Genomic DNA, 22,130 nt, shown 5'->3' with positions numbered 1-22,130 from the left:
GGAGTAGTCGTGTGACGCTCCGCTGACCGCTGCCCCACTCCGACGTGAGGATTCCGCCCCATGAAGAACGCAACGCTCAAGGCCGCCGGTACCGTCGTGCTCGGTGTCGCGCTCGCCGCCGCCGCGATGACTCCCGCCATGGCCGCCGAGCAGACCGGCAGCCCGCTGGCCGGACTGCCGACCAGCACCGTCCCGCTCCAGGGCCTGGCCCAGGCGCCGCTGGCCGACGGCACCCAGGCGCTGAACAACCGGAGCGGCAGCGTGCACGCGGTGACCGGCGCGGCGCAGGCCCTGGTCAACACGACCGCCCCGGCGATCCAGAACCCCGCGCAGCACCTGCCGTCGGTGCGCTCGGAGCAGCCCACCACCCGCGGCCTCGGCGGCGTCCCCGGGCTCAGCGGCCTGCCCGGCACCGCGGGTCTGCCCGCGCTGTCGACCGGTGCGCTCGGCGGCCTGCCGGTGCACTCGCCGCTCGGCTGAGCTGCCCCGACCCGGTCGGGACGACGCACATCGGGCCGGCCCCGCCTCCCCCCGGAGGCGGGACCGGCCCGGGTGACCGGCGCCGTGGCGGCGGTCAGGGTTCCTGCGGCAACAGCAGCCACAGGGCCAGATAGATCAGGAACTGCGGTCCCGGCAGCAGGCAGGACAGCAGGAACAGCACCCGCACGGTGAGCGGGCGCAGGCCGAAACGGGCGGCGATCCCGGCGCAGACACCGGCGATGACCCGGTTGTGGCGGGGACGGGCGAGGGTGGTCGCGGTCATCACGGACTCCGATGCTGGGTGGGAGGAAGCGGGCCGCGGGGCCGGCCGGTGGGCGTTCCCTCGTGGTGCTTCCAGCTTCCCGCCGCGACGGGCCGCGGACGTCAGCCCGGCCGACGATCCGGGCCCGGGGACATCCCTGTCCTGGTGATGACGCCGGCTCAGGGTTCGGCTCAGGGTCGTTCTCAGGGACGGGGCGACGGTGGCGGGCTCAGCGCGGTGGCGGGTTCAGCGCGGTGGCGGGCTCAGCGCGGGGACGGGGCGGCGGCCGGTACCGCCGGGGCGATGCCGAAGCCCGTGGCGCGGACGGCCACGGTCGCGCGGTTCCGGCCGCGCCGCCGCAGCGCCGCCCGGGAGGCCGGAACCAGCAGCAGGTGCGTCAGCGCCACGCCGATACCGGCCAGCAGCACGTCGTCCACGTCCAGCAGGTGGCTGGTCAGCGTGGACTGGAAGAGCTCGATGCCGGTGGCGAGCAGCAGGCTCGCGAAGACCGTGCGCAGGAACGAGGGCAGCGCCGGTGCGTCCAGGCGTCCGCCGGCCAACGGCAGCAGCAGCCCGAGCGGGGCCGGCAGCAGCAGTCCGCGGGCCAGCTCCAGGTAGGCGTGGGCGGTGCCGACGGACAGTTCGGAGCGCACCGTGGCGAAGGGCGTCAGGTTGGTGTCGGTCATCCAGGCGGCCGAGATCGGCCGGAACGCCAGCCAGACCACCGCCGCCAGTTGCAGCGCCATCAGCAGCAGCGCCAGCCGCCGGGCGCCCTGGTGCACCTGGTGCCCCTCGTCCGGGTCGACGCCGATGGCCGGGAACGCGACAGCGGACCGCTGGCCGACAACCGTTCCCACGCCGGTGCTTCCTCGATGCACGTCGGGGAGGACGCGCGGGGTCGTCGTTTCGGTTCCCTGCTCCGGGCCCGGGTGGGACCGGGGCCGGGCTCAGGGCGACGGCGCGCTGGACGGCGTGGTGGTCGGGGTCACCGTGGCCGGGGCGTTGCCGGGTTGCAGACAGGACAGGGTGCCGCTGGGCGTCGGCGCGGCGGTCGCGGCCTTGGCGGTGGCGGTGGTGTGCGCCGGGGTGGAGCCGCCCGCCCAGTCGGTGGCGGCGGTGGCGTACACGTCGCGGTCCAGCTGCGACAGGCTCACGCCGGGCGCGGGCGGGCAGGCGGTGCGGGACGCGCCCTGGCCCGCGTCCACCGGCAGCGCGGTGTCACGGATGCCGCAGCCGCTGAGCAGCGCGGCGACGGCGGCGACCACGGCCGTCGCGGCGGCCAGCCTGGCCTTCGGACCGCCGCCGCGACGGCCCCGGGCGGGCCGGTCCGGGACGGCGCGGCCCGGGACGGCGCGGTGCTGTGAGGTGCGGTGCTGTGAGGCGCGGGGGTGCTGGGTCATGCTGACGTGCCCTTCGGACGGTCGGTGCCCGCCGGGCCGGTCGGCCTCGGGCCGCCGTCCGCCGCCAACGGGTGCCCTGGTTCGACGGCCGAGGTCATCGGCAGCCGGAGGGTGAAGCAGGCCCCGCCCTCGGGGGAGTTCGCGGCGGTGATGGTGCCGCCGTGGATGCGCGCGTTCTCGGAGGCGATGGACAGGCCCAGGCCGCTGCCCTCGGAGCGGCGGCGGGCCGCGTCCGCCTTGAAGAAGCGGTCGAAGACGTGCGGCAGCACGTCCTCGGGGATGCCCGGGCCGCCGTCGGAGACCCGGACCACCAGCTCCGCGCCCTCCACCCGGACCTGTACCCGGACCGGGGAGCCGCCGTGCTTGAGGGCGTTGCCGATGAGGTTCGCCAGCACCACGTCGACCCGGCGCGGGTCGACCCGGGCGACGATGCCGCGCGGCGCGTCCAGTTCGACGGCGTCCAGCCAGGCCCGGGTGTCGATGCAGGAGGTGATCAGGTCGGAGACGTCGACGTCGTCCAGCACCACCTTGGCGGTCCCGGCGTCGAAGCGGGTGACCTCCATCAGGTTCTCCACCAGGTCGGTGAGCCTGCGGGTCTCGTTCACCACCAGCCGGACCGCCGGGGCGATCATCGGGTCCAGGGTGTCGGCCTCGTCCTCCAGGATGTCGGTGACGGCGGTCATCGCGGTCAGCGGGGTCCGCAGTTCGTGCGACATGTCGGCGACGAAGCGGCGGCTGGCGTGCTCGCGCGCGCTCAGCTCCTCGACCTGGGCCTGGAGCGCCTCCGCGGTCTGGTTGAAGGTCTGCGACAGGTCGGCCAGCTCGGCCGCGCCGCTGATCTCCAGCCGGGTGTCCAGCCGTCCGGCGCCCAGCTGCCGCGCGGCCTCGCCGAGCCGGGCCACCGGCCGCAGCACGGTCGCCGCGGCGAGCTGCGCCAGCAGTGCCGAGCCGATCAGTGCCAGCGCCGTCGCGATGCTCAGCGACCAGGCCAGCGAGTCCAGGTCGCTGCGCTCGTCGGCGAGCGACTTGAACATGTACGCGGTCGGGCCGCCGGGCTGCACCTCGGTGCCGCCGACCAGGTAGGGCGTGCCGTCCAGGGTGATCCGCTGCCAGAACAGGTGGTACTGGTCGGGGGGGCCGGCGCAGGAGGAGCAGGGCTTGGTGACCGCGGCCGCCAGCGTCGGGGGCACCATCGACGCGCTGATGCCGCGCGCCGATCCGGTGCTGCATCCGCCCTGCTCCAGCAGTACGTCGTACTGCAGGCCGGTGTCCGCCATCAGCGTCGCGGCCTGGTGCAGCTCGTCGCAGTCCGGTTGCAGCGGCAGATCGGTGATGGTCCGGTCGAGGGCGCTGCGGAAGTCGCTGAGCGCGGCGTCCTGGGTGCGCTTCAGCACCGCGTCCCGGTTCAGCCAGTACGAGATGCCGGACACCGACACCGCGGCGGCGAGCGCGACCAGGGCGAACACCACGATCAGCCGTATCCGCAGCGAGGTGGTCCGGACCCGGCGCAGCAGTCCCGTCCCGGGCGCGCGCCTGGGGGCTTCAGAGCTGTCCGTCACGTCGCCTTCGCTGTTCTCGCGGATTTCCGGGTGGTTCGGTGGTTCACGTCCGGGTGGTCGCCGTCCGGGCGGTCGCGTGGTCTCGTCGGGTTCGGGACTACTGCGGCGGGTCCAGCCGGTAGCCGACTCCGCGCACGGTGCGGATCAGGGTGGGGGCGGAGGGGACGTCCTCGACCTTCGCCCGTAGCCGCTGCACGCAGGCGTCCACCAGGCGCGAGTCGCCGAGGTAGTCGTGCTCCCAGACCAGCCGCAGCAGCTGCTGGCGGGAGAGCGCCTGGCCGGGCCGGTTGCTCAGCTCCAGCAGCAGCCGCAGCTCGGTCGGGGTCAGCTGGAGGTCCTGTCCGGCCTTGGTGACCGTCATCGCGCTGCGGTCGATCACCACGTCGCCGTAGGTGAGCGAGTCGGTGCTCTCGCGCTCGCCGCGGCGCAGCACGGCGCGGATCCGGGCGTCCAGTACCCGCGGCTGCACCGGCTTGACCACGTAGTCGTCCGCGCCCGACTCCAGGCCGACCACCACGTCGATGTCGTCGCTGCGGGCGGTCAGCAGGATGATCGGCAGCTGGTCGGTGCGGCGGATCCGGCGGCAGACCTCGAAGCCGTCGATGCCGGGCAGCATGACGTCCAGCACGATCAGGTCGGGGCGCTTCTCCTTGAACAGCTTCAGGCCGTCCTCGCCGGAGGCAGCGGCCGACACCTGGTGGCCCTGCCTGGTCAGGGCGAGCTCCAGGCCCGTCCGGATGGCGTCGTCGTCCTCGATCAGCAGCAGATGTGACACGCCCGCCATTCTGGCGCATCGGGTCACCCGGACTCGACCACCATGGCTGTTTCGCGCGCTTGTTCGCCTGTTAATCCGTTTGGCCCCGAGACGACCTCTGTGACAGGCCTGTGACAGTCGGCGGACACGGCCATGACGCGTGGACGGCAGGCTACTGGTTGTCGGAGTCGGGGGACCCCGGCGGAAACCCGCACCAAACACCAGGGAGCGCAACATGACCGCAGTCACCGAGGGCCGGAGCGTCACGGCACTTCGCACCGCGCGCCCTGGACGTGCGCCGCTGCATCGGCACGGAGCGCACGGCGCGCACAGCACCACCGGCACCCTGAACACGATGACGCTGTCACTGCGGGGCGTGGTTCTCGGAACCGCGGTCCGCGAGCTTCCGGCCGGGACGGGGGTCCCGGAGGGGGCCGGGAGCAGCACCGGGGGAGCACGGGCGGGCGCGGTGTCGGCGGTTCCCGCCGTCACCGACGCCCGTACCGACCACAGCACCGACAACGACGAGGAGTTCTCGGCCTACGTCCGGGAGCGCCGCGCCGCGCTGTACGCCACCGCGTACCACCTGACCGGTGACCGGCACGCCGCCGAGGACCTGCTGCAGAGCGCGCTCTTCAGCACCTACCGGGCGTGGGACCGGATCACCGACAAGGCGGCGGTCGGCGGCTACATGCGCCGCACCATGACCAACCTGCACATCTCCGCGTGGCGCCGCCGCAAGGTCAACGAGTACCCGACCGAGGAGATGCCGGAGACCGTCGGTGACACCGACGCGATGGGCGGCACCGAGCTGCGCGCCGTCCTGTGGCAGGCGCTCGCGAAGCTGCCGGAGAACCAGCGCACCATGCTGGTGCTCCGCTACTACGAGGGCCGGACCGACCCGGAGATCGCGGATGTGCTGAACATCAGCGTCGGGACGGTCAAGAGCAGCATCTGGCGCGCGCTGCGGCGGCTGCGCGAGGACGAGACCCTGGCGTCGCAGGACGGCGACCTGGGTATGGCTTTCGGCGAGCTGGTGGCCTGAGCCGGTGACCGGCGGCCGTGGGAGCCGCTGAACACCGGACGACGGGGTCCGCGTGGTCCGGGGGGATCACGGGGTCGTACACCCGGGGCATCCGGGGAGACGGGGGACGCCGCGGGACGGGGACCGGTCCGGGGGGACCGGATCCCGCGGCACACGGAACGGGCGCGGCACCTCGGGGGAGGGAAGCCGCGCCCGTTGCCGCTTGCCCGCGCACGCGAACGGGCACGCACTCGGGGGGAGGAGCGCGTGCCCGTTCTCAACGGACGACCGGACCCAGGGGGGGTGGGTGGGGCCGCCCGGCTTGCGGGGGTCTCCGGGGCCGGGGCCTCAGATTCCCATCGGGTGCCACACCGTCTTGGTCTCAAGGAAGGCCAGCAGTCGGTCGGTGCCCGGAGCGGCGTTCCAGTCCTCGCCGTCGGGGGCGGGAGCGGGTCGCCGTACACGTTTAAGGGTATCCGCTGCGAGCACCTCCAGCGCCCGCGCCGAGCCGGTGCCTTCGCCCGGATTTGCTCCGGTCAGGTCCACGGCGTTGACATCGGCGTGGGAGGCGAGGGTCGGCGCGATGTCCTCGGTCCGTCCGGAGAGCAGGTTGGCCACGCCGCCGGGCAGGTCGGAGGCGGCCAGCACCTCCCCGAGCGACAGTCCGGGCAGCGGCGCCCCGGGGGCGAGGGCGACCACGGCGGTGTTCCCGGTGGCGATCACCGGCGCCAGTACGGACACCAGTCCGAGGAGGGAGAAGCCGGTGCCGGAGCTCGGCGCCAGCACCCCGACCACGCCGGTGGGTTCCGGGGTGGACAGGTTGAAGTACGGGCCGGCGACCGGATTGGCCGAACCGGCGATCTGGGCCACCTTGTCGGTCCAGCCGGCGTACCAGACCCACCGGTCGACGGCGGCGTCGACCAGTGCGGCGGCCTTCTTCAGGCCGGTGCCCTCGGCGGCGGCGACCTCCTCGGCGAACTGGGCGCGGCGGCCCTGGAGCATCTCCGCCGCCCGGTAGAGCACCTGCCCCCGGTTGTAGGCGGTGGCGCCGGACCAGCCGGGGACCGCCCGGCGGGCGGCGGCGACCGCGTCCCGGGTGTCCTTGCGGGTGCCCCGGGGCGCGTTGGCGAGCCAGTCGCCGGACCTGCGGTCGGTCACCTCGTACACCAGTCCGCTCTCGGAGCGGGGGAAGGCCCCGCCGACGAACAGCTTGTAGGTCTTGAAGACGGGCAGTCGGAGCAGTGGATCAGACATCGAGGTACGCCTCCAGACCGTGCCGACCGCCCTCGCGGCCGTAGCCCGACTCCTTGTAGCCGCCGAAGGGCGAGGTCGGGTCGAACTTGTTGAAGGTGTTGGACCAGACCACGCCCGCCCGCAGCCGGGCGGCGGTCCACAGGATGCGCGAGCCCTTCTCGGTCCAGACGCCGGCCGACAGGCCGTACGGGGTGTTGTTGGCCTTGGCCACCGCCTCCTCCGGGGTGCGGAAGGTCAGCACCGACAGCACCGGGCCGAAGATCTCCTCGCGGGCGATCCGGTGGGTGGCGCTGACCCCGGTGAACACGGTCGGCGCGAACCAGTAGCCGGTGGCGGGCAGCTCGCAGTCCGGGGACCAGCGCTGCGCGCCCTCGGCCTCGCCCGCGTCCGCGAGCTCCCGGATCCGGGCCAGCTGCGCGGCCGAGTTGATCGCGCCGACGTCGGTGTTCTTGTCCAGCGGATCGCCCACCCGCAGTGTCGCCATCCGCCGCTTCAACGCCTCCATCACCTCGTCGTGGACGGACTCCTGCACCAGCAGCCGCGAGCCCGCGCAGCAGACCTGGCCCTGGTTGAAGAAGATCCCGTCGACGATGCCCTCGACCGCCTGGTCGATCGGCGCGTCGTCGTAGACGATGTTGGCGGCCTTGCCGCCGAGCTCCAGCGACAGCCGGACCCTGCTGCCCGCGAGGCTGCGGGCGATGGACCGGCCGACCTCGGTGGAGCCGGTGAAGGCGACCTTGTCGACGCCCGGGTGCGCGGTCAGCGCGGCCCCGGTGCGGCCGTCGCCGGTGACGATGTTGACCACGCCGCGCGGCAGCCCGGCCTGGCGGCAGATCTCGGCGAAGCGCAGGGCGGTCAGCGGGGTGGTCTCGGCGGGCTTGAGCACCACGGTGTTGCCGGTGGCCAGCGCCGGGGCGATCTTCCAGGCCAGCATCAGCAGCGGGAAGTTCCACGGGATGACCTGCGCGGCCACGCCGAGCGGGCGCGGACCGGCGCCACTCGTGCCCGCTGTCGTGCTCCGGCCGAACCCCGCGTACTCCAGCTTGTCGGCCCAGCCCGCGTAGTAGAAGAAGTGCGCGGCGACCAGCGGCAGGTCGACGTCACGGGTCTCCCGGATCGGCTTGCCGTTGTCGATGGACTCCAGCACCGCGAGCTCGCGGCTGCGCTCCTGGATGATCCGGGCGATCCGGAACAGGTACTTGGCCCGCTCGGCGCCGGGCAGGCCGGACCAGTCGGGGAAGGCGGCGCGGGCGGCGCGGACCGCGCGGTCCACGTCCTTGGCCGTGCCCTGGGCGAACTCCGCCAGCGGCAGCCCGGTGGCCGGGTCGACCGTGGTCAGGGTCTCCCGGCCGCTGCCCTCGACGGCCTCGCCGTTGATGAAGTGGCCGTAGCGGGAGGCGATCTCGCCCGCCGCCGCGCGGGACTCGGGGGCGGGTGCGTAGTCGAAGAGCTTGCGCCCGGCGGACCCGGCGGGAGCCTGGGCGGTGGCCTCGGCCGCGGTCCTGTTCGCGGTCCTGGCTGGGGAGGGAGGTGTCACGGCTCAGTCCACCGTCACGTAGTCGGGGCCGGAGTACCGGCCGGTGGTCAGTTTCTGGCGCTGCATCAGCAGGTCGTTCAGCAGGCTGGAGGCCCCGAACCGGAACCAGTCCGGGGAGAGCCAGTCGTCGCCGAGGGTCTCGTTCACCAGCACCAGGTACTTCAGCGCGTCCTTGCTGGTGCGGATGCCCCCGGCGGGCTTCACCCCGATCTGCACCCCGGTCGCGGCCCGGAAGTCGCGGACGGCCTCCAGCAGCACCAGGGTCACCGGGGGTGTCGCGTTGACGGCGACCTTGCCGGTGGAGGTCTTGATGAAGTCGGCTCCGGCGGCCATGGCCAGCCAGCCGGCCCGGCGGACGTTGTCGTAGCCGCCCAGCTCGCCGGTCTCGAAGATCACCTTGAGGTGCGCGGCGCTGCCGTCGGGCCGGACGCAGGCGGCCCGGACCGCCTGGATCGTCTCGAACACCTCCAGGTAGCGGCCGGACAGGAAGGCGCCCCGGTCGATCACCATGTCCACCTCGTCCGCGCCCGCCGCCACCGCCTCGGCGGTGTCCGCGAGCTTCACCGCCAGCCCGGCCCGGCCGGAGGGGAAGGCGGTGGCGACGGCGGCGACCCTGACCCCGCTGCCGGTCAGCGCCGCCCGGGCGGTGGCCGCGAGGTCCGGATAGACGCAGACGGCGGCGGTGCTGGGGACGGAGGGGTCGCCCGGGTCCGGGCGCCTGGCCTTGGCGCACAGCGAGCGGACCTTGCCGGGCGTGTCGGCGCCCTCCAACGTGGTCAGGTCGATCATCGAGATGGCGAGGTCGATGGCGTACGCCTTGGCGGAGGCCTTGATCGACCGGGTGCCGAGGGCGGCGGCGCGGGCGTGGAGGCCGACGGCGTCCACGCCGGGGAGCCCGTGCAGGAAGCGGCGCAGGGCGGCGTCCGAGGCGGCGACCCCGGCCAGACGGGCGGGGCCGGGCCCGGCGGCGGTCGCCGTGGCGGGGGGCGGGGGCGCGGCTGGGGGAGTGGAGGGCATGCTCACCAGCTGAGCATATCTACACGCGTAGCATGGCGTCTGCGCCCCGGACGCGTGAATTCCCGTGGGGTGGCCGATGCGATACCGAAACCTGGGCGAGGAGGATCATCCGGTTCGGTTGGTGCAGAATCGGGAAGCATGAGCGACCCTCAGCAGCAGAACAGCCCTGACCAGGAGCCCTTCGGCCGGGAGAACCCCGACCCGGCCGCCCCCGCCGGGACCGGCAGTGCTGCGCCCGGGTTCGCGGACCAGGTGTTCCGCTCGGTGCCGAGCGTGGTCGCCGGGTCGGTGCTGCTGTTGCTGGTGGGCTGGCTCTGCGTGGACGCCATGGTGGTCGGCCGGGGCCGGGCCCCGCTGGAGGGGGCGGCGGCGCTGCTGCTGCTGGCGCCGCTGCTCGGGGCGTTCACCGTCTGGCCGTGCGTGCGGGCGAACGCCGAGCGCCTGGTGGTCCGCAACCCGTTCCGGACGATCACCGTGCCGTGGGTCCAGGTCGAGTCGCTCCAGGCCGCGCTCTCGGTGGAGCTGCGCAGCGGCGGCCAGAAGTACCAGATCTGGGCGCTGCCGGTGTCGCTGCGCCAGCGCAAGCGCGGCAACCGCCGGGCGATGCGGGAGCTGGCCGACCAGGGCTCGACGGGTTCCCGGCGCGGACGCTTCGGCGCGGGCGCGGACTACCCGCCGCCCGGTGGCGCCGGGCTGCGGACCCGGGGCGCGGTGGTGCCCGCGCCCGGCAGCGGCAACCCGAACCGGGCCTGGGCCGACAACGTGGTGGACCAGCTGAACGAGCTGCGCGAGCAGGCCGGGGCGCCGGTCGCCGGCGCGGCCGCGGTCCGCTGGAGCTGGTGGGTCGTCGCTCCGGCGGTGGTCGGCGCGATCGGCCTGGTCATCCTGCTGGCGGCCTGACCGGCCGGGCCCGGGACCGACCGCGCCGACGGGCGCGATCGGGTCAGTCCAGGTGCGGGGCGGCGTTGTAGCAGTCCAGTCGCAGCTGCCCCTCGTCGGCGCGGGACCAGCGGGTGATCGCGGTGTTGCCGACCGCTCCGGCCCGCAGCACCTTGTCCAGCTCGGCCTCGTCCAGGTCGTCGATGATGTGCCGCAGCATCAGCACCACCGCGTCGTGGGCCACCAGCAGCACCCGCCGCGAGGCGTCCGCCTCGCGGACGTCCCGCAGCAGGCTGCGCAGCCGCAGCGCCACGTCCGCGTAGGACTCGCCGCCCGGCGGACGCCAGCGCAGCTCGCCGAGCAGGCGGCGGCGGGCGGCCTCCCGCGGGTGCTGCAACTCCACCGCCGCCGAGGTCAGCATCTCCAGGATGCCCAGCTCCCGGTCGCGCAGCCGCTCGTCGGTGCGGATGTCGGGCAGCGGCAGCCCGGCGTCGTCGAGGGTGGCGAGCACCACCTCGGCGGTCTCCTGGGCGCGTAGATAAGGGGACACCCACAGGCTCTGCGGCAGCGGTCCCTCGCCGCGGGCGGCGATCCAGCGGCCCAGCGCCTCGGCCTGGCTCCGGCCCAGGGCGGTCAGCGACAGGTCCGCGTCGCGGCAGCTGATGCCGACGTCCAGCGCGCCGACCGCCTCGGCGGCCTCGAAGGCGGCGTTGGCGGTGGACTGCCCGTGCCGGACGACGGTCAGTGACAGCGGGAGGGTGGCCGCGCCGACGGCGGAGCCGGGTGCCGCGCTGCGGTGGTTGGTCAGTTCCACTGGTTGCCCCCTGGGAGCTCGGTCGGCACCGGTGCGGGTGCGCGCGGGCCGCGATCCCAGTGTGCGCGAGCCTGGCCTCAGGTCAGCGGCGCAAAGGCAGCGCATCGAGTGGCGAAGGGAGTGATCCAGGGGGCGCGCGGCGGTCCGGAACCGCTGTTTCGGCGGGTCCGGACCGTGACCGGGGCCTGGCTGCTCCCCGGAGGCGCGGGCCTCAGCTGGGTCGCTGGAGCCGCGCGGTGAACTTGTAGCGGTCGCCGCGGTAGACCGAGCGCACCCACTCCACCGGCTCGCCGGCGTCGTCGAAGGAGTGCCTGGAGAGCAGCAGCATCGGCAGGCCGACATCGGTGCCGAGCTGTCCGGCCTCGGTCGGGGTGGCCAGCGAGGTCTCGATGGTCTCCTCGGCCTCGGCCACGGTCACCCCGTACACCTCGCTCAGCGCGGAGTAGAGCGAGTTGTACTTGACCAGGTTCCGCCGCAGCGCCGGGAAGCGCTTGGCGGACAGGTGCGCGGCCTCGATCGCCATCGGGTCGCCGTTGGCCAGCCGCAGCCGCTCCACCCGCAGCACCCGCCCGCCCGGGCGGATGTCCAGCAGCCCGGCCAGCCGCTCGTCGGCGGTGATGTAGCCGACCTCCAGCAGCCGGGAGGCGGGCTCAAGCCCCTGGGCCCTCATGTCCTCGGTGTACGAGGTGAGTTGCAGCGCCTGCGAGACCTTGGGCTTGGCCACGAAGGTGCCCTTGCCCTGGATCCGTTCCAGCCGGCCCTCGACCACCAGCTCCTGCAGGGCCTGCCGCACGGTGGTGCGGGAGGTCTCGAACTCCAGCGCCAGGGTCCGCTCGGGCGGTACCGGGGTACCGGGGGCCTGGGTCTGGGTGATCTGCAGCAGGTGTTTCTTGAGCCGGTAGTACTTGGGGACGCGCGCGCTGACGGCGCCCTCCATGGACGGCTCCACGCCGGGGCCCCCTTCGGTCGTCATGGCCGCTCCTGCTTCCTGTCCCGTTGTCGGCGCCGCTGCACCGTCGTCTCGCGGCACTCATGGTGGCATGTCTTCCCCGTTGAAGCATGCGTGCTCGTGTGTCGTCATTGGCCCCGCCGTCACCGGAAAGAGCGAAGACGGCGGCTCCGGAGAGGGCTGATTCCTTGATTGGTCCAGGCCAAATCGCAACCCATGGTCTAGGCCTTGACAGTGGGTCTTGGCAAGCCCCCATTCTGGAAGGCCCCGACCGGTCCTGGTCAGAAGGTGTACCACTCGATCACGCCTTGGCGCTTACCGGGTGTCGGCTTGATAACAGCTGCTTCCCTTTCCTCGGCAACCCGTTGACACTCGCATTGGTCTAGGCCAAGCTCCAGGCAACTGGTCTACACCACATCAACCAAAACACTCCCTGACTCAACCCCGGGTCGCGACACCCTCAACCTGCTCCGCGCAGGGTTCGCAAACCGGATTGCAATGGGGGAATCCGGGCATCCCAGGAGGATGGCGTGAACCGTCGTCTCATCGCAGCAATCGGCACCGCCGCGCTGGTGGTCAGCGTTGCCGCTTGTAGCAGCAGCTCCAAGTCCAGCAGCTCCAGCTCCAGCTCCAGCAGCTCCGCGTCGGGCGGCAAGACCCTCACGGTCTGGCTGATGACCGGTGACAACCCGACCGACTGGGTCAGCAGTGTCACGGCCGACTTCAAGGCCGCGAACCCCGGCGACAACATCAACATCCAGATCCAGCAGTGGACCAACATCACCCAGAAGGTGACCGCGGCCCTCTCGCAGAACAACCCGCCGGACGTCATCGACATCGGCAACACGAACACCCCGTTCTACGCGGCCAGCGGCGGCCTGATGGACATCACCTCGCTGAAGTCCGAGCTCGGCGGCGACGGCTGGACCCCGGCGATGAACGGCTCGGCCGTCTACAACGGCAAGCAGTACGCCGCGCCGTGGTACGCCGGTGGCCGCGCGGTCATGTACAACAAGGCGCTGTGGGCCAAGGCCGGTCTGACCGCCGCCCCCACCACCATGGCCGAGTACGAAGCCGACCTGGCCAAGCTCAAGGGCACCGCGGGCGTCTCCTCCGCGCTGTACCTGCCCGGCCAGTACTGGTACTTCTTCGACGGTCTGCTCCAGCAGGCGGGCGCCAACATCGCCACCCAGTCGGGCAGCACCTGGTCCGGCACGCTGAACACCCCGGCCGCGCTCCAGGCCGCGAACACGTTCAAGACCCTGCAGGCGTTCGGCACGGCCCCCAAGGACCAGACCGAGGCCACCCAGGACACCTTCTTCGAGAAGGGCAACGTCGCGACCATGATCGCGATGGGCTACGAGGAGGGCGCGATCACCACCGCCAACCCGAAGCTCGCCAACCAGATCGGCTGGTTCCCGATCCCCAGCGACACCGCCGGCACCCCGGGCAAGACCTTCCTCGGTGGCTCCAACCTGGCCATCTCGGCCAACAGCCAGAACAAGACCCTGGCCGAGAGCTTCCTGAAGGTCGCGCTGGACCAGAAGAACGAGTCCGCCTTCGCCAAGGACTCGGGCTTCCTGCCCAACACCTCGGCCGACTACTCCGCCCTGGCCGGCAACGCCTACGCCCAGGCGTACGAGCAGGCCGCGCCCGAGGCCGGCTACACCCCGCTCGTCCCGACCTGGTCGAACGTGGAGAACGCGCCGAACCCGATCACCACGCTGTTCCTGACCCCGGTGCTGGAGGGCAAGTCCCCGACGGACTCCGCGGCCGCCGCTGACGTTCAGATCGCCAGCCGGCTGAACCAGCAGCAGTAAGCAGCAACCGCCATCGTGCCGCCCGTTCCGGCAGACCGCCGGGGCGGGCGGCGCCGCCCGCTGTAGACAATGCAGGGCCCGATAGAAGTGAGAGGCATGGCGATGCCATCCAAGGGAGCGCAGACCGGGCTCCGGGACGACGGCGACACCGCGGTGGTCGTCCCCGGAACGACCAGTAAGAAGGTGGCGACCGGAAACGCCGGGGGGTGGCTCGGGAGATCCGGGTTCCGCTCCAACGGCAACAGCAACGCGGGGATCACCCCGTACCTGCTGCTGCTGCCCGCCCTGATCGCCATGCTGGTGCTCATCGTCTACCCGTCGGTCGACGAGATCCTCATCTCCTTCCAGCGACTCAACGCCTTCGAGCTCATCGGGCACGTCACCCGGTGGATCGGCTTCGAGAACTACCAGTCCATCCTGTCCAGCGGGACCTTCTGGGACGTCTTCGGCCGCACCGTGGGCTTCACCGTCGTGAACGTGGTGCTGATCATGGTCGGCGGCACCCTGATCGGGCTGCTGCTGAACCGGCTGGGCACCAAGATCCGGTTCGTCCTCTCCATCGCCATGGTCTTCGCCTGGGCGGTCCCGGTGGCCGCCTCCACCACGGTCTTCCAGTGGCTGTTCGACCAGCAGACCGGCGTCGTCGACTGGGCGCTCGCCAAGCTCGGCTTCCACAGCATGGCGCACTACGACTGGATGTCCAACGAGTACAGCGCCTTCACGGTGGTCGTGCTCTGCGTCGTCTGGCAGTCGATCCCGTTCGTCGCCTTCAACGTGTACGCGGGCCTGACCACGATCTCCTCCGAGCTCTACGAGGCTGCCCGGCTGGACGGCGCGGGACCGGTCCGGATCTTCCGCTCGGTGATCTTCCCGATGCTGCGGCCGCTGTTCTTCGGGACCATCTTCCTGGAGATCATCTGGGTCTTCGGGGCGCTGAACCAGGTGCTGCTGATCACCGGCGGCAACCCCGTCGGCAAGACGGACACCCTTCCCGTCTACGCCTACCTGACCGGTGTCGGCCAGCAGGCGTACGGCATGGGCGCCGCCGTCGCGGTGGTCACCATCATCATGCTCTGCCTGATGATGTCGTTCTACTTCCGCATCATCATGAAGCAGGAGGACGAGCTGTGAGGAGCTCACTCGCCGGCCGGATCACGTTCAACACCATCGCCCTGGTGCTCGCGCTGGTCTTCATCTTCCCGGTCTACTGGATGATCGCCACGGCCTTCACCCCGGCCATGGACCTGTTCAGCAAGACTCCGTCGTTCTTCCCGCTGCACCCGACGCTGGCGCACTTCAAGACCGCCACCCACGTCGTGGACTTCGGCAACTTCTGGGTCAACAGCCTGACCGCCACCCTCGGCGCGGTGCTGATATCCCTGGTGATCGCGCTGATGGCGTCGGTCGCGGTGGCCCGGATGCGGTTCTGGGGCCGCAAGGCGTTCATCCTCATGATCATGATCGCGCAGATGGCCCCCTGGGCCGTGCTGCAGATCTCGATCTACATGATCGTCCGCAACAACAACATGCTGAACCAGGTCCTGCCGCTGCTCCTCTTCTACATGGCGATGATCCTGCCGTTCACCATCTGGACGCTGCGCAACTTCGTCGGCGCGATCCCGAAGGAGCTGGAGGAGTCGGCGCTGATCGACGGCTGCAACCGGGTCCAGGCGTTCTGGCGGATCATCTTCCCGCTGCTGGCCCCCGGACTGATGGCCACCTCGCTCTTCGGCTTCATCACCGCCTGGGGCGAGTACCCGCTGGCGCTGGTGCTGGAGCAGGACACCCCGCACGAGACCCTGGCGCTGTGGCTGACCACCTTCCAGACCCAGTTCGGCAACGACTGGGGTGCCACCATGGCCGCCGCGACGCTGTTCGCGCTGCCGGTCCTGGTGCTGTTCATGATCATGCAGCGGCGCGCGGTCGGCGGGCTGACCGCCGGCGCGGTGAAGGGCTGACAGGCACGTGAGCACCACGGACACGACCACGCTGCTCCATGACTCGCTGCACCGCGACGCGCTCACAGTGCTTCAGCCGGGCTTCGTGGGCACCACCCCGCCGGACTGGATCCGCCGCCATGTGGCGGCCGGTCTGGGCTCGGTGGCCCTGTTCTCCCGCAACGTCACCGACCAGGCCCAGCTCGCCGAGCTGACCGCCGGGCTGCGCGAGGAGAACCCCGACCTGCTGCTGGCCATCGACGAGGAGGGCGGCGACGTCACCCGGCTGGAGTCCGGCAGCGGCTCCTCCTGGCCCGGGAACCTCGCCCTCGGCGCGATCGACGACCCGGGGCTGACCCGCGACGTCGCCCGCGAGCTCGGCCGGGCGCTGGCCGAGTGCGGCGTCAACTACAACTGGGCGCCCTCGGCCGACGTCAACTCCAACCCGGACAACCCGGTGATCGGGGTCCGCTCCTTCGGCGCCGACCCCGACCTCTGCGCCCGGCACACCGCCGCCTGGGTGGAGGGCCTGCAGTCGGTGGGCGTCGCCGCCTGTGCCAAGCACTTCCCGGGGCACGGCGACACCGCCATCGACTCCCACCTCGGCCTGCCGGTGGTGGACATCGACGTGGACCTGTTGCGCTCGCGCGACCTGGTGCCGTTCAAGGCCGCGATCGCGGCCGGGGCCAAGGCCGTGATGACCGCTCACATCATGGTCCCGGCGCTGGACGGCTCGCGTCCGGCGACGCTCAGCCGCCCGATCCTGGACCTGCTGCGGCTGTCCCAGGCCGAGGGCGGGCTCGGCTACCAGGGCCTGATCGTCACCGACGCCATCGAGATGGGCGCCATCGCGGACACGTTCGGCACCGCGCGGGGGACGGTGCTGGCGTTGGCCGCCGGGGTGGACGCGGTCTGCGTCGGCGGCGGGCTCGCCGACGAGGAGACGGTGCTGCACCTGCGGGACGCGCTGGTGGCCGCGGTCCGCTCCGGGGAGCTCCCGGAGCAGCGGCTGGCCGAGGCCGCGGACAAGGTCCGCGAGCTGGGGGCGTGGACCACCGAGCAGGCCCGGATCAGCGGGCGGGTCGCGCCCGACCTGTCCATCGGCCTGCGCGCGGCGCGCCGCGCGCTGCGGGTGACCCAGGGGTCCGCCGGCCAGGCGGCGTTCGCGCCGATCACCGACAGCCCGTACGTGCTGTCGCTGAGCCCGGTCGCCAACATCGCGGTCGGCCAGGTCACCCCGTGGGGGCTGGCCGGGATGCTGGCCGGGCGGCTGCCCGGGACCCGCACCGCCAGCTTCGGCCCGCAGGACGCCACCGCCGAGCTGCTGCCGGGCCTGCTGCGGCGGGTGCTGGCCGACGCCGCCGGGCGCCGGGTGGTCGTGGTGGTGCGCGACGTGCACCGGCACGAGTGGATGACCGCCGTGCTGCACGGGCTGCTGACCGCCCGTCCGGACGCGGCGGTGGTGGAGATGGGCGTGCCGCAGGCCGAACCGGTCGGCGCGCTGCACATCGCCACCCACGGCGCCGCCCGGGTCTGCGGTCTGGCCGCGGTCGAGGTGCTCACCGGCTGCTGACCGACGGTCAGCGCACAGCTGACGCCCAGTCGAATCCCCCGTTCCGGTCTTCCGACCGGAACGGGGGATTCACGTTTTCCCACTTCGGGGCGGTTCCGGTACCGGTGCGGTGTCGACCCGATAACCGCGTGCGTCGGTCGGATAACAGTTGGCACTCCTGCCCCACCAAATGATTGACGCTTCAAATGGTCTAGTCCAAGCTTCCTCCATCCGGGCCGGTCATCCCAGTTTTTGGCCCGCCAAACCATAAGCACTGCAAAGATTTTGTGATTTTGTCGGTGCACGATCAAGGATGATCAAGGGGAGGACAGCATGAACCGTCGGCTTGTCGTGGCGATGGGTGCGGCTGCTCTGTTGGCCACCGTTTCCGCCTGCGGGCCCGGGGCGGCCGGGGCGTCGAGCTCGCCGAGCAGTTACGCCGGGCAGACCCTCACCGTGTGGCTGATGCAGGGGGACGCCCCGGCCGCCTGGCAGTCCGTGGTGACCGCGCAGTTCGAGGCGACCTACCCGGGTGCCAAGCTGAACGTGCAGACCCAGCCCTGGGCCGGCATCCAGACGAAGGTGTCCGAGGCGCTGGCCGCGCTGACGCCGCCGGACGTGATCGACATCGGCAACACCCAGACCTCGTACTACCAGTCCACCGGCGGACTGCTGAACCTCGGTCCCTACCGTGCCCAACTCGGCGGCACCGACTGGTCGTCCACCATGAACGCGTCCACCCTGGTGGGCGGTCAGCAGTACGCCGCGCCCTGGTTCGCCGGGCTGCGCGTGGTGATGTACAACAAGGCGCTCTGGGCCAAGGCCAAGCTCACCCCGCCGGACACCCAGGCCCAGTGGATCGACGACCTCAGGGTGCTCCAGGGCACCCCCGGCGTCTCCTCCGCGCTGTGGCTGCCCGGCCAGGACTGGTACGACTTCGACGGCTTCCTCCAGCAGGAGGGCGCGAGCATCATCGTCCGCAAGGGCAACCAGTGGGTCGGCAACCTCGACTCCCCGGCCGGATTCGCCGCGGCCACGCTGTTCCAGCAGCTCCAGTCGTTCGGGCAGGCGCCGAAGAACGCCGACGAGGCGCACCCGACCGAGGCCGACGAGTTCGCCAAGGGCAACGTGGCCTCGATGATCGCCATGGGCTACGAGGCGACCACGGTGGTCCAGCAGAACCCGGGGCTGGCCGACGACATCGGCTGGTTCCCGATCCCCGGCCCGACCGCGTCCGCCCCGGCGAAGACCTTCCTCGGCGGCTCCAACCTGGCCGTCGCCCAGAACACCACCAACAAGACGCTGGCCCTGGGCTTCCTGAAGATCGCCCTGGACGAGTCCAACGAGACCGCCTTCGCCAAGGCCTCCGGCTTCCTGCCGAACAAGGCCAGCCTGTACTCCGCGCTCCAGGGCAACGCCTACGGCGAGGCGGAGAGCAAGGCCGCGCCGTACGCGGGCTACACCCCGCTCGTGGCCAACTGGGGCAACGTCGAGGCCGCGCCCAACCCGATCACCACGGACTTCCTCACCCCGGTCCTGGAGGGCGAGGACCAGGTGCCCGCCGCCGACGTGGCGGACCAGGAGATCACCTCCCGGCTGGCCGGTGGCTGACCGGTCCGCGACGCGGTCGGGTCGAGCCCTTCCGGGCGGGGCCGCCGAGGACACGTAGGATCATCCTCGGCGGCCCGGGTGCGGACCGGTCGCCGACGAGGACCCGACCCCGGAGGGCGCAGCGCTGCGCCCGCGTCCGGGGCGCACCTGCATTCCCTGGAGGGACCACCCATGTCCGCAACCCGTCCCAGCTCCCTGTCCGGTACCGGCGCCGGTTCGGCCGCCCCGCGCCCCGGCCGCCTGATGGCGGCGGAGATGGCCGAGCAGCCCGTGGTGCTGCAGCGCATCCTCGACGAGGGCGCGGCCGGTATCCGCGAGACCGCCGCCCGGATCGCGGCCCGCAATCCCCGCTTCGTGCTCCTGACCGCGCGCGGGACCAGCGACAACGCGGCGCTGTACGCCAAGTACCTGATCGAGATCACGCTGGGCAAGCCGGTCGGGCTCACCTCGATGTCCACCACCACGGCGTACGGCGCCAAGCCCGACCTGACCGACTGCCTGGTGATCACGGTGAGCCAGTCCGGCGGATCGCCCGACCTGGTCGCCTCCACCCGGGCCGCCCGCGAGGCCGGGGCGATCACCCTGGCGGTGACCAACAACCCGGGGTCGCCGCTGGCGGAGGTCTCCGAGTTCCACATCGACGTGCTGGCCGGTCCGGAGAAGGCGCTCCCGGCGACCAAGACCTACACCGCCGAACTGCTGGCGCTGTACCTGTTCGTCGAGGGGCTGCGCGGGGCGGACGGCGCGGCGGCGGCGCCGCTGCCGGAGCTGGCCCGGGAGGTGCTGGCCCGCGGCGAGGAGGTGCGCCACCTGGCCGAGCGGTACCGCTTCGCCCAGCGGCTGGTGATCACCTCGCGCGGCTACGGCTACCCGACCGCCCGCGAGGCGGCGCTGAAGCTGATGGAGACCACCTACATCCCGGCCACCCCGTTCTCCGGCGCCGACCTGCTGCACGGGCCGCTGGCCATGGTGGACAACGTCTCGCCGGTGATCGCGGTGGTCCCGGCCGGGCGCGGCGGCGCGGCGTTGCAGCCGGTGCTCGACCGGCTGCGCGGGCGCGGCGCGGACCTGGTCGTGGTCGGGCAGCAGGAGCAGGTGGACGCGGCCTCGGCCGGGTTCGCGCTGCCCGTCGGGGTGGCCGAGGAGGTGGCCCCGATCCTGGAGATCCTGCCGCTGCAACTGCTGGCCTACGAGGTCACCATCGCCCGTGGCCAGGACCCGGACTCCCCGCGCGCGCTGGCGAAGGTCACCGAGACCCACTGACGCACGCGCGAGGGCCCCCGTCGCGGAGTCGCGGCGGGGGCCCTCGTTCCTCTCGCGGGGAGGCGAAGAGGTCGCACCCTGAAAGCGCAAGGGCCGTGGCGCCGGGACAGGACCCTCAACCTGTCCGGCACCGCGGCCCGAGGCATAGTCGGCGGCTGCGTCTGACTGCGCGGCGGGCGTGCGGACCCGCGGGGCGCAAGACGGTGGCGGCCGACTTCTTCAAGCGGAGAGGACCGTGCGCGGTCAGGGCAGATAGCGCGGTGGTCGCTCTCCTTGGTGCTGAGTCCATTGTGGACTAGACCAATTAGCTTGTCTAGACCATAGCCGGGGAGAAGTTCCGCGCGCGCGGCGCGGGCGGTGGGCCGGATAGGGTCGGAGGATGCCTTCCCTGAACGAGCTGGTGCGCCACCACACCTCCCTGGACAGCGCCGATGTGGAGTGGATCCACCTCCTGGTGTCCGAGTGGCAGCTGCTCTCCGACCTCTCCTTCGCCGACCTGGTGCTGTGGGTGCCGACCCGGGACGGCACCCGGTACGTCTCGCTGGCGCAGATGCGGCCGAACACCGGCCCCACCTCGTACCTGGACGACATGGTCGGCCACCTGGTCCCGCGCGGCCGTCGGCCGATGCTGGACGTGGCGCTGGACGAGGGCCGGATCGTCCGCGAGGGGGATCCGGAGTGGCGCGAGGACGTGCCGGTGCGGGTGGAGTCGATCCCGGTCCGGCGCGAGGGCCGGGTGCTCGGGGTGATCGCCCGGAACACCAACCTGCTGACCGTGCGCACCCCGAGCCGGCTGGAGCTCACCTACCTGCAGAGCGCGTCCGACCTGGCCCAGATGATCGCCGCCGGAACGTTTCCGTTCCCCGGCGAGCAGGTCGACATGGACGCCTCGCCGCGCGCCGGGGACGGCCTGATCCGGCTGGACGCCGACGGGGTGGTCACCTACGCCAGCCCCAACGCGCTCTCCGCCTACCACCGGCTCGGCCTGGCCGCCGACCTGGTCGGGCTGCACCTGGGCCGGGCCACCGCCGAGCTGGCCCCGCCGCAGACCCGGGGCCCGGTCGACGAGGCGCTGGTCAAGCTCGCCAGCGGCTGGGCGCCGCGGCAGATCGAGGTGGAGTCCACCGAGGGCGTGGTGCAGCTGCGGGCCATCCCGCTGAAGCCCAAGGGGGTCCTCATCGGCTCGCTGGTGCTGCTGCGCGACGTCACCGAGCTGCGGCGGCGCGAGCGCGAGCTGATGACCAAGGACGCCACCATCCGCGAGATCCACCACCGGGTGAAGAACAACCTGCAGACGGTGGCCGCGCTGCTGCGGCTGCAGTCCCGGCGGATGGACTCGGAGGCGGCCAGGGACGCGCTGGACGAGGCGGTGCGCCGGGTCGGCTCGATCGCCATCGTGCACGAGACGCTGTCGCAGAACCTGGACGAGCACGTCGCCTTCGACGAGATCGCCGACCGGGTGCTGACCATGGTGATGGAGCTGTCCCAGGACGGCCGGGTGACCGCCCGCCGCAGCGGCAGCTTCGGCATCCTCTCGGCGGACGTGGCCACCCCCCTGGCGATGGTGCTCACCGAGATCCTGCAGAACGCCCTGGAGCACGCCTACGGCCCCAAGGCGGGCGGCACGGTCGAGGTCTCGGCGGTGCGCACCCGGGAGCCGGGGACCGGCGAGACGCTGCTGGCGATCACCGTGGCCGACGACGGCCGCGGGCTGCCGGAGGGCTTCGACCCGCAGCGGCAGGGCAACCTCGGGCTGCAGATCGTCCGCACCCTGGTGGTCGGCGAGCTCGGCGGCAGCTTCGACATGGTCGCCGGGGCGTCCGCGGGGACCACGGTGCTGCTGGAGGTCCCGGTCACCGAGGCCCGCTGACCGAGGCCCGCTGACGGGCCGTCACCGAAGCCCCCGGGTTGGGTGACGCTCCGTCAGCACCAAGTCGTACAAAGTACCGTATCTCAGGATTTACCCACTTCTCATCGGTCGCCGCACAACTTCGGACCGTGCTCCCTCGGTGTACCCG

The 22,130-nt window shown here is 72.1% G+C and carries 20 protein-coding genes; 10 read left to right on the top strand and 10 right to left on the bottom strand.

The window, feature by feature from the left end; translation table 11 throughout:
• Nucleotides 1–60 precede the first annotated feature (60 nt).
• Nucleotides 61–480 (top strand): hypothetical protein, encoded by a 420-nt coding sequence (locus tag GXP74_RS34540; RefSeq protein ID WP_182455176.1) that lies wholly within the window; start codon nucleotides 61–63, stop codon nucleotides 478–480.
• 94 nt (nucleotides 481–574) lie between these two features.
• Here the strand turns inward: GXP74_RS34540 and GXP74_RS34535 are convergent, their stop codons facing one another.
• The 5 genes from GXP74_RS34535 to GXP74_RS34515 form a co-directional block, all read right to left on the bottom strand.
• Nucleotides 575–763, bottom strand: coding sequence for a PspC domain-containing protein (locus tag GXP74_RS34535; protein WP_182455175.1), 189 nt, complete (start codon nucleotides 761–763; stop codon nucleotides 575–577).
• 242 nt (nucleotides 764–1,005) lie between these two features.
• Complete coding sequence (locus tag GXP74_RS34530) at nucleotides 1,006–1,599, bottom strand: VanZ family protein (RefSeq protein WP_182455174.1); 594 nt, start codon at nucleotides 1,597–1,599, stop codon at nucleotides 1,006–1,008.
• Between the two features lie 90 nt (nucleotides 1,600–1,689).
• Nucleotides 1,690–2,142: a hypothetical protein gene (locus GXP74_RS34525; protein ID WP_182455173.1), complete on the bottom strand. Its 453-nt coding sequence runs from the start codon at nucleotides 2,140–2,142 to the stop codon at nucleotides 1,690–1,692.
• Nucleotides 2,139–3,701: a HAMP domain-containing sensor histidine kinase gene (locus GXP74_RS34520; RefSeq protein WP_182455172.1), complete on the bottom strand. Its 1,563-nt coding sequence runs from the start codon at nucleotides 3,699–3,701 to the stop codon at nucleotides 2,139–2,141. Before GXP74_RS34520 ends, GXP74_RS34525 begins: the two co-directional genes overlap by 4 nt.
• Nucleotides 3,702–3,798: 97 nt before the next feature.
• Nucleotides 3,799–4,476 (bottom strand): response regulator transcription factor, encoded by a 678-nt coding sequence (locus tag GXP74_RS34515; RefSeq protein ID WP_182446083.1) that lies wholly within the window; start codon nucleotides 4,474–4,476, stop codon nucleotides 3,799–3,801.
• Nucleotides 4,477–4,690: 214 nt separating this feature from the next.
• On the opposite strand from GXP74_RS34515, the gene GXP74_RS34510 reads away from it, so the two are divergent.
• The gene (locus GXP74_RS34510; protein ID WP_370468502.1) at nucleotides 4,691–5,500 is read left to right on the top strand and encodes a SigE family RNA polymerase sigma factor; all 810 of its coding nucleotides are present in this window, start codon (nucleotides 4,691–4,693) and stop codon (nucleotides 5,498–5,500) included.
• Between the two features lie 327 nt (nucleotides 5,501–5,827).
• On the opposite strand, the gene GXP74_RS34505 is transcribed toward GXP74_RS34510, so the two are convergent.
• From GXP74_RS34505 to deoC, 3 genes are all read right to left on the bottom strand, one after another.
• Complete coding sequence (locus GXP74_RS34505) at nucleotides 5,828–6,733, bottom strand: aldehyde dehydrogenase family protein (RefSeq protein ID WP_182455171.1); 906 nt, start codon at nucleotides 6,731–6,733, stop codon at nucleotides 5,828–5,830.
• Entirely contained in the window at nucleotides 6,726–8,135 is a 1,410-nt protein-coding gene (locus tag GXP74_RS34500; RefSeq protein WP_225448729.1) for an aldehyde dehydrogenase family protein, read from the bottom strand. The genes GXP74_RS34505 and GXP74_RS34500 overlap by 8 nt, the downstream gene beginning before the upstream one ends.
• A 138-nt stretch (nucleotides 8,136–8,273) precedes the next feature.
• Entirely contained in the window at nucleotides 8,274–9,287 is a 1,014-nt protein-coding gene (gene deoC, locus GXP74_RS34495) for a deoxyribose-phosphate aldolase (protein WP_182456841.1), read from the bottom strand.
• Nucleotides 9,288–9,425: 138 nt separating this feature from the next.
• Between deoC and GXP74_RS34490 the strand changes: the two genes are divergently transcribed.
• Entirely contained in the window at nucleotides 9,426–10,187 is a 762-nt protein-coding gene (locus GXP74_RS34490) for a PH domain-containing protein (RefSeq protein WP_182455169.1), read from the top strand.
• A gap of 43 nt (nucleotides 10,188–10,230) precedes the next feature.
• Here GXP74_RS34490 and GXP74_RS34485 read toward each other — a convergent pair whose 3' ends face one another.
• Together GXP74_RS34485 and GXP74_RS34480 are read right to left on the bottom strand one after the other, a co-directional pair.
• Nucleotides 10,231–10,980, bottom strand: coding sequence for a histidine phosphatase family protein (locus GXP74_RS34485; RefSeq protein WP_225448397.1), 750 nt, complete (start codon nucleotides 10,978–10,980; stop codon nucleotides 10,231–10,233).
• A 211-nt stretch (nucleotides 10,981–11,191) separates the two neighbouring features.
• The gene (locus tag GXP74_RS34480) at nucleotides 11,192–11,953 is read right to left on the bottom strand and encodes a GntR family transcriptional regulator (RefSeq protein WP_182455167.1); all 762 of its coding nucleotides are present in this window, start codon (nucleotides 11,951–11,953) and stop codon (nucleotides 11,192–11,194) included.
• 506 nt (nucleotides 11,954–12,459) lie between these two features.
• Here GXP74_RS34480 and GXP74_RS34475 point away from each other — a divergent pair.
• From GXP74_RS34475 to GXP74_RS34445, 7 genes are all read left to right on the top strand, one after another.
• Complete coding sequence (locus tag GXP74_RS34475; protein ID WP_182455166.1) at nucleotides 12,460–13,749, top strand: extracellular solute-binding protein; 1,290 nt, start codon at nucleotides 12,460–12,462, stop codon at nucleotides 13,747–13,749.
• Nucleotides 13,750–13,845: 96 nt separating this feature from the next.
• Nucleotides 13,846–14,880 carry a carbohydrate ABC transporter permease gene (locus GXP74_RS34470; protein WP_225448396.1) on the top strand — a complete coding sequence of 345 codons (1,035 nt, stop codon included), beginning with the start codon at nucleotides 13,846–13,848 and terminating at the stop codon, nucleotides 14,878–14,880.
• Nucleotides 14,877–15,707: a carbohydrate ABC transporter permease gene (locus tag GXP74_RS34465; RefSeq protein WP_182455165.1), complete on the top strand. Its 831-nt coding sequence runs from the start codon at nucleotides 14,877–14,879 to the stop codon at nucleotides 15,705–15,707. The genes GXP74_RS34470 and GXP74_RS34465 overlap by 4 nt, the downstream gene beginning before the upstream one ends.
• A gap of 7 nt (nucleotides 15,708–15,714) precedes the next feature.
• The gene (locus tag GXP74_RS34460) at nucleotides 15,715–17,259 is read left to right on the top strand and encodes a glycoside hydrolase family 3 protein (protein WP_182455164.1); all 1,545 of its coding nucleotides are present in this window, start codon (nucleotides 15,715–15,717) and stop codon (nucleotides 17,257–17,259) included.
• A 312-nt stretch (nucleotides 17,260–17,571) separates the two neighbouring features.
• Nucleotides 17,572–18,849, top strand: coding sequence for an extracellular solute-binding protein (locus GXP74_RS34455; RefSeq protein ID WP_182455163.1), 1,278 nt, complete (start codon nucleotides 17,572–17,574; stop codon nucleotides 18,847–18,849).
• Nucleotides 18,850–19,020: 171 nt separating this feature from the next.
• Entirely contained in the window at nucleotides 19,021–20,112 is a 1,092-nt protein-coding gene (locus GXP74_RS34450; protein ID WP_182455162.1) for an SIS domain-containing protein, read from the top strand.
• Nucleotides 20,113–20,491: 379 nt separating this feature from the next.
• Nucleotides 20,492–21,982, top strand: coding sequence for a sensor histidine kinase (locus tag GXP74_RS34445; protein WP_182455161.1), 1,491 nt, complete (start codon nucleotides 20,492–20,494; stop codon nucleotides 21,980–21,982).
• Nucleotides 21,983–22,130 lie beyond the last annotated feature (148 nt).

It is taken from the genome of Streptacidiphilus sp. P02-A3a (genome assembly GCF_014084105.1).
GTDB lineage: Bacteria > Actinomycetota > Actinomycetes > Streptomycetales > Streptomycetaceae > Streptacidiphilus.
This window is presented reverse-complemented; position numbering and strand designations above follow the sequence as displayed.